The 6,742-nt window shown below is 60.8% G+C and carries 7 protein-coding genes; 5 read left to right on the top strand and 2 right to left on the bottom strand.

Features of this window, described 5'->3' with window-relative positions:
- Positions 1–224 (top strand): transposase (locus tag ABEH27_RS14375; protein WP_346614216.1); only part of this gene is annotated, 224 nt, incomplete at its 5' end.
- 59 nt (positions 225–283) lie between these two features.
- On the opposite strand, the gene serA is transcribed toward ABEH27_RS14375, so the two are convergent.
- Positions 284–1,513, bottom strand: a complete 1,230-nt coding sequence (serA, locus tag ABEH27_RS14370) for a phosphoglycerate dehydrogenase (protein WP_346614215.1) — start codon at positions 1,511–1,513, stop codon at positions 284–286.
- A gap of 169 nt (positions 1,514–1,682) precedes the next feature.
- Here serA and ABEH27_RS14365 point away from each other — a divergent pair, with 169 nt between their 5' ends.
- The 4 genes from ABEH27_RS14365 to ABEH27_RS14350 all read left to right on the top strand — a co-directional run bounded on the left by ABEH27_RS14365 (position 1,683) and on the right by ABEH27_RS14350 (position 5,851).
- The gene (locus ABEH27_RS14365) at positions 1,683–3,080 is read left to right on the top strand and encodes an FAD-binding oxidoreductase (protein ID WP_346614214.1); all 1,398 of its coding nucleotides are present in this window, start codon (positions 1,683–1,685) and stop codon (positions 3,078–3,080) included.
- A 25-nt stretch (positions 3,081–3,105) separates the two neighbouring features.
- Positions 3,106–3,771: a fumarylacetoacetate hydrolase family protein gene (locus ABEH27_RS14360; RefSeq protein WP_346614213.1), complete on the top strand. Its 666-nt coding sequence runs from the start codon at positions 3,106–3,108 to the stop codon at positions 3,769–3,771.
- 157 nt (positions 3,772–3,928) lie between these two features.
- Positions 3,929–4,849, top strand: coding sequence for an SdiA-regulated domain-containing protein (locus ABEH27_RS14355; RefSeq protein WP_346614212.1), 921 nt, complete (start codon positions 3,929–3,931; stop codon positions 4,847–4,849).
- A gap of 90 nt (positions 4,850–4,939) precedes the next feature.
- The gene (locus tag ABEH27_RS14350) at positions 4,940–5,851 is read left to right on the top strand and encodes an SdiA-regulated domain-containing protein (protein ID WP_346614211.1); all 912 of its coding nucleotides are present in this window, start codon (positions 4,940–4,942) and stop codon (positions 5,849–5,851) included.
- Between the two features lie 103 nt (positions 5,852–5,954).
- On the opposite strand, the gene rpiA is transcribed toward ABEH27_RS14350, so the two are convergent.
- Positions 5,955–6,629 carry a ribose-5-phosphate isomerase RpiA gene (gene rpiA, locus ABEH27_RS14345; protein ID WP_346614210.1) on the bottom strand — a complete coding sequence of 225 codons (675 nt, stop codon included), beginning with the start codon at positions 6,627–6,629 and terminating at the stop codon, positions 5,955–5,957.
- Positions 6,630–6,742: the final 113 nt, after the last annotated feature.

The raw sequence follows: 6,742 nt of genomic DNA, 5'->3' as shown, positions 1-6,742 counted from the left end.
GGCACGGCGTTCAGTGCTCCATGACCGATGGGTATGACTGCTACCAGAACGCGCTGGCCGAGCGAATCAACGGAATCCTCAAGATGGAGCTGCTGTTGAGTAGTCCTGCAGATCTGGAGCAAGCGAGGCAGATGGTTGACGAGGCAGTGCAGATCTACAACACAGAACGGCCTCATATGGCCCTGAAAAACAAAACGCCCGATGCTGTGCATCGGGCGTTTTGAGGCCTGTCGGCCTACCTGAACAGATGTAAACCTATTTCAGGACTAGACAGCAATCACACTCAGAACAGTACGCGCGAGCGGATGGTGCCTTTGACGTGTTGCAGTTTTTCTTGCGCCAGGTCGGAGTACTCGGCATCGACGTCGATGACCACGTAACCCACTTTCTCGTTGGTCTGCAGGAACTGACCGGAGATGTTGATCCCGTTCTCGGCGAAGACTTTGTTGATCTCGCTGAGCACGCCCGGGATGTTTTCGTGGATGTGCAGCAGGCGGTGCTTGCCTGGGTGCGCCGGCAGGGCCACTTCAGGGAAGTTGACCGAGGATACCGAGGTACCGTTGTCGCTGTACTTGACCAGTTTCTCGGCCACTTCCAGGCCGATGTTGGCCTGGGCTTCGGCGGTGGAACCACCGATGTGCGGGGTCAGGATCACGTTGTCCAGGCCGCGCAGCGGGCTTTCGAACTCTTCGTCGTTGGAACGCGGCTCGACCGGGAACACGTCGATGGCGGCGCCGATCAGGTGCTTGTCCTTGATCGCGGCGGCCAGGTGGTCCAGCTCGACAACGGTGCCACGGGCGGCGTTGATCAGGATCGCGCCCTTCTTCATCGCGCGGATTTCTTTCTCGCCGATCATCCACTGGGTGGATGGCAGCTCAGGCACATGCAGCGAAACGATGTCGGCCAGGCCCAGCAGCTCGTTGAGGCTCGCGACCTGAACGGCGTTACCCAGCGGCAGCTTGGTCAGCGGGTCGAAGAAGTACACCTGCATCCCGAGGTTTTCAGCCAGTACCGACAGTTGAGTACCGATCGAGCCGTAGCCGACGATGCCCAGCTTCTTGCCACGGATTTCGAACGAGTTGGCCGCGCTCTTGATCCAGCCGCCACGGTGGCAGGAGGCGTTTTTCTCGGGGATGCCGCGCAGCAGCAGGATGGCTTCGGCCAGCACCAGCTCGGCTACCGAACGGGTGTTGGAGTACGGGGCGTTGAATACGGCGATACCGCGCTCGCGGGCAGCTTCCAGGTCGACCTGGTTGGTGCCGATGCAGAAGCAGCCGACAGCGACCAGTTTCTTGGCGCAGTCGAAGATCTCTTCAGTCAGCTGGGTGCGCGAACGGATGCCGATGAAGTGGGCATCGGCGATCTTTTCCTTCAGCTCGGCTTCCGGCAGCGAACCCGTGAGGTATTCGATGTTGGTGTAGCCGGCAGCCTTGAGAGTATCGACCGCGTTCTGGTGCACACCTTCAAGAAGAAGGAAGCGGATCTTGCTCTTGTCGAGAGAAGTCTTGCTCATCTGCGTAAACCTGTATCCCGGAGAAAAATGGCGAGGGTGATGCTAGGCGCGGCGTGGGCCTTAGCATGAACAGCGGGAGGGCTATGCTAGCATACGCGACACAATCTGAGCTTATCCCGACAGGTGAAGAGTGCTCAGGGTGACTATGAATAAGTCGAGAGTTCCAGCGATGACCCACCCCGCTGTAATTGATGAACTGATGACCCTTGTCGACCCTGGCAAGGTCCTGACTGACGCGGCTTCCCTGGAAGCTTATGGCAAGGACTGGACCAAGCATTACCCGCCCGCACCCAGCGCCATCGTGTTCCCCAAAAGCGTGGAGCAGGTGCACGCCATTGTCGGTTGGGCCAATCGCAATCACGTCGCCCTGGTGCCTTCCGGTGGCCGCACCGGGCTTTCCGGCGGTGCCGTGGCGGCCAATGGCGAGGTGGTGGTCGCCTTCGACTACATGAACCAGATTGTCGACTTCAATGCCTTCGACCGCACGGTGGTCTGCCAGCCAGGCGTCATCACCCGCCAGTTGCAGAACTTCGCCGAAGAGCAGGGCCTTTATTACCCGGTCGATTTCGCCTCCAGCGGCTCAAGCCAGATCGGCGGCAACATCGGCACCAACGCCGGCGGCATCAAGGTGATCCGCTATGGCATGACCCGCAACTGGGTTGCCGGCCTGAAGGTGGTCACGGGCAAGGGCGAGTTGCTGGAGCTGAACAAGGACTTGATCAAGAACGCCACCGGCTATGACCTGCGCCAGCTGTTCATCGGCGCCGAAGGTACTCTGGGCTTCGTGGTCGAGGCGACCATGCGCCTGGACCGCGCCCCGCGCAACCTCACTGCGATGGTGCTGGGCACGCCGGACTTCGACTCGATCATGCCCGTGCTGCATGCCTTCCAGGGCAAACTCGACCTGACTGCGTTCGAGTTCTTTTCCGACAAGGGCCTGGCCAAGATCCTGGCCCGTGGCGACGTGCCGGCGCCGTTCGCCACCGACTGCCCGTTCTACGCTTTGCTGGAATTCGAAGCCAGCACAGAGGACGTGGCCAACGAAGCACTGGCCACCTTCGAGCACTGCGTCGAGCAGGGCTGGGTGTTGGACGGGGTGATGAGCCAGAGCGAGACCCAGCTGAAAAACCTGTGGAAGCTGCGCGAATACCTGTCCGAGACCATCTCGCACTGGACGCCCTACAAGAACGACATCTCGGTCACGGTTTCCAAGGTGCCGGCGTTCCTGCGCGACATCGATGCCATCGTCAGCCAGCACTACCCCGACTACGAGGTGGTCTGGTACGGGCACATCGGCGACGGCAACCTGCACTTGAACATCCTCAAGCCCGAGCACATGAGCAAGGATGATTTCTTCGCCTCGTGCACCAAGGTCAACAAGTGGGTGTTCGAGATCGTCCAGCGTTACAACGGTTCGATCTCTGCCGAGCATGGCGTGGGCATGACCAAACGCGACTACCTGGGCTACAGCCGCTCGCCGGATGAAATTGCCTGCATGAAGGCAATTAAGGCCGTCTTCGATCCTAACGGCATCATGAATCCGGGTAAGATCTTCGCTCCTGAATAAAAAGCAGTAAGCAAAGGAGTCGGCCATGAGTTACCAGCACCAGTACGTAGACGGCACGCGCATTCACTTCCCGCTGGGCAAGGTGGTATGCATCGGCCGTAACTATGCCGAGCATGCCAAGGAACTGGACAACCCTATTCCGAGTGAACCGCTGCTGTTCATCAAACCGGGCAGCTGCGTGGTGCCGTTGGAAGGTGGGTTCAAGATCCCGACCGACCGTGGCTCGGTACACTACGAAGCGGAAATCGCCGTGCTGTTGGGCAAGTCGCTGTCTGCCCACGCCTCGGAAGAGGAGGTGCTGGATGCAATCTCCGGTTATGCCCCGGCGCTGGACCTGACCCTGCGCGACCTGCAGGCCAAGCTGAAAGAGAAGGGCCTGCCGTGGGAACTGGCCAAGAGCTTCGACGGTGCCTGCGTGCTGCCGCCGTTCGTATCGGCTGCCGCGTTCGAGGATGTGACCGATATCCCGGTGCGCCTGACCATCAACGGCGAAGTGCGTCAGGACGGTAATAGCTCGATGATGCTCAACCCGATCGTGCCGATCATCCAGTACATGGCCCGGCATTTCTCGCTGCAGGCGGGCGATGTGATCCTCACCGGTACGCCGGCAGGCGTCGGTCCGTTCAACGTCGGTGATGAGCTGGTGCTGGAATTGCCGGGTGTGAGCCGCTTCGAAAGCCGCGTGCTCTGATCTGATACCGCGCCCTTCGCGGGTAACCCCGCTCCTGCACGTACAGTGCCGCCTGTAGGAGCGGGCTTGCCCGCGATGAAGGCAACGCAATTTACCGATTTTTCACAACCCATCCGGATAATGCGCGAACCTTCGCTCAATCCTCAGGAACCCTTGCATGCCATCGCCTTCCACCGCTCCCGCATCCCCCAAGCGCCGCTTCTACCTGCGCTGGCCGTTTGGCCTGGCCGTGGCTGCGGTGATCGGCTATGGCGTGGCCGTGGCGATGCATTGGGACGACCGTGGCCTGCTGTGGATGAAAGAGAGCTTTGAAACCAGCGCCGAACGTAGCGAAAGCGTGTGGTTGCCGGATTACCAGGTCGACATCGATGCCAAGCCTATGCCCGGCATGGAAGATGACGAAGCCTCAGACGTGGCCTTCAACCCGCATACCCGCACCCTGTTCGTGGTAATGGGCAAAAACCCGTTCCTCGTCGAGCTGAACCTCGATGGCGATGTGTTGCGGCAGATCCCCCTGGTGGGCTGGAACAACCCGGAAGGTGTCGCCGTACTGGAAGATGGCCAGTTGGCAATCACCGATGAGCGCCTGCATGACCTGACCGTGGTCAAGGTAGATGCGCAGACCCGATCGCTGAACCATGCCGATTTCCCGAGCCATGACCTGGGCACGTCGGTAAAGAGCAACAAAGGCTTCGAAGCCATAGCCTGGGACCCGCTGCGCCAGCGCCTGGTGATTGGCGAAGAGCGCCCGCCGAAGCTCTACACCTGGAGCACCGATGGGCGCAGCCCACTCAAGGGTGGCAAGCAGGCGCTGGCCAGCGACGAACTCGACCTGCGCAACTTGTCGGCCCTGGGTGTAGACCCGCGCACGGGCCACCTGTTGGTGCTTTCGGCCGATTCCAACATGCTGCTCGAGCTCGATGAGCAGGGTCAGCAGGTCAGCTTCATGACGCTGCTGGGCGGCTTCAACGGCCTGAAGGACACCATCCCGCGCGCCGAAGGCGTGGCCATGGATGACAAAGGCAACCTGTACATGGTCAGCGAGCCCGCGTTGTTCTACCGCTTCAGAAAAAACTGATATCAGAATCAGATCATTCTGATGCTGGCATTAAGCTTTACTTCAGTTGTTCGTGGTTAGATTCGCCGTCCTCAAATCGAGTCTGCCTTTATGCGTCGTTATGTCCGTCTGCCCCTTGTCCTGGCTGCCTGTGGCCTGCTCGCCGTGCTCGCTCTGGGCGTGGCCGAGCAGCAGTTTCGCTGGGCCGAGCGCGGCTGGTTCAACCTCAAGACCTGGTGGCAGCCTGCTGAGCAAAGCATGGGCCTGGACCGCTACCGGGTGGTGATCGAGGCGCAGCCGGTGGAAGGGCTGGACGATGATATTTCGGCACTGACCTACGACCCCGATCGCAAGACCTTGTTCACGGTCACCAACAAGCGTTCCGAGCTGATCGAACTGTCCCTGGACGGGCGCATTCTGCGCCGCGTTCCGCTGACCGGTTTTGGCGACCCGGAGGCGGTGGAGTATGTCGGCCCCAACAGCTTTGTGATCACCGACGAGCGCACGCAGCGGCTGATCCGCGTGCGCCTGGATGACGACACGTTGTTTCTCGATGCCCAGGATGCCGAGCAGCTGAGCCTGGGTATCGGCCTGAATGGCAACAAGGGCTTCGAGGGCCTGGCCTACGATTCCGCGGGCAAGCGCCTGTTTGTGGCCAAGGAGCGCGACCCGATGGTGATCTACGAGATTCACGGGTTTCCCCATTCCAACCCTCAGCAACCCTATGCGGTGCATGTGGTGCAGGATCGCAAACGTGATGCGCGGTTGTTCGTGAGGGATCTTTCGAGCCTGCAGTTCGACGAGCGCAGTGGTCATTTGCTGGCGTTGTCGGATGAGTCGCGGCTGGTGATTGAACTGGACGTGAAAGGCAAGCCGCTGAGTACCCTGTCGTTGCGCAAGGGGTATCAGGGGCTGAAGCAGACGGTGCCGCAGGCGGAGGGGATTGCGATGGATGAAGCGGGGACCATTTATCTGGTCAGTGAGCCGAACCTGTTTTATGTGTTCAAGCAGCCGGTTGATTGAGTGTTCTTCTGGCCCCAATCGCCGGCAAGCCGGCTCCCACAGGTAGTCCACAGTTATCAAAGGCCGTGGAGATCCGGTGGGAGCCGGCTTGCCGGCGATGGCTTTACTCGGCAGTAAGGGTCTTGACGCCTTCCGAAGTACCCAGCAGCAGCAAGTCCGCCGGCCGCGCCGCGAACAGGCCGTTGGTAACCACGCCGACGATCGCGTTGATCTGCGCTTCCAGCTCCACCGGGTTGGTGATCTGCAGGTTGTGAACGTCGAGGATGACGTTGCCGTTGTCGGTGACCACACCCTCACGGTAGACCGGGTCGCCGCCCAGCTTCACCAGTTGGCGCGCCACGTGGCTGCGGGCCATCGGGATGACTTCCACTGGCAGCGGGAAGGCGCCCAGCACCGGCACCAGCTTGCTCCCATCGGCGATGCAGATGAAGGTCTTGGCCACGGCCGCGACGATCTTCTCGCGGGTCAGCGCCGCACCGCCGCCTTTGATCAGGTTCAGGTGGGCGTCGCTTTCGTCGGCGCCGTCCACGTAGAACTCCAGCTCGCTGACGCTGTTCAGCTCGTAGACCGGGATGCCATGGCCCTTCAGACGCTGGGCAGTGGCCTCGGAGCTGGCGACTGCACCGTCGAAGGCGGTCTTGTGCTGGGCCAGGGCGTCAATGAAGAAGTTGGCGGTCGAACCGGTACCGACGCCGACAACGCTCTTTTCATCCAGCTTGGGCAGAATGAAGTCGACAGCGGCCTGGGCGACGGCCTGTTTGAGTTGGTCCTGGGTCATGCGGGCTCCGAAAAGGGGCAGGGCGGTTTTCAAAGTTGCCTAGTATAACGGCTCGGGCGGCTTTGCTGTGGTCGCCCGACGTAGCGCTGGGGTAGACTCGCAGCCCTTGTCCC

The organism is Pseudomonas sp. P39-UII1 (genome assembly GCF_039672635.1).
In the GTDB taxonomy this organism is placed as follows: Bacteria; Pseudomonadota; Gammaproteobacteria; order Pseudomonadales; family Pseudomonadaceae; genus Aquipseudomonas.
Note: the sequence above shows the minus strand (reverse complement) of the source record. Positions and strands in the feature narration are given on the sequence as shown.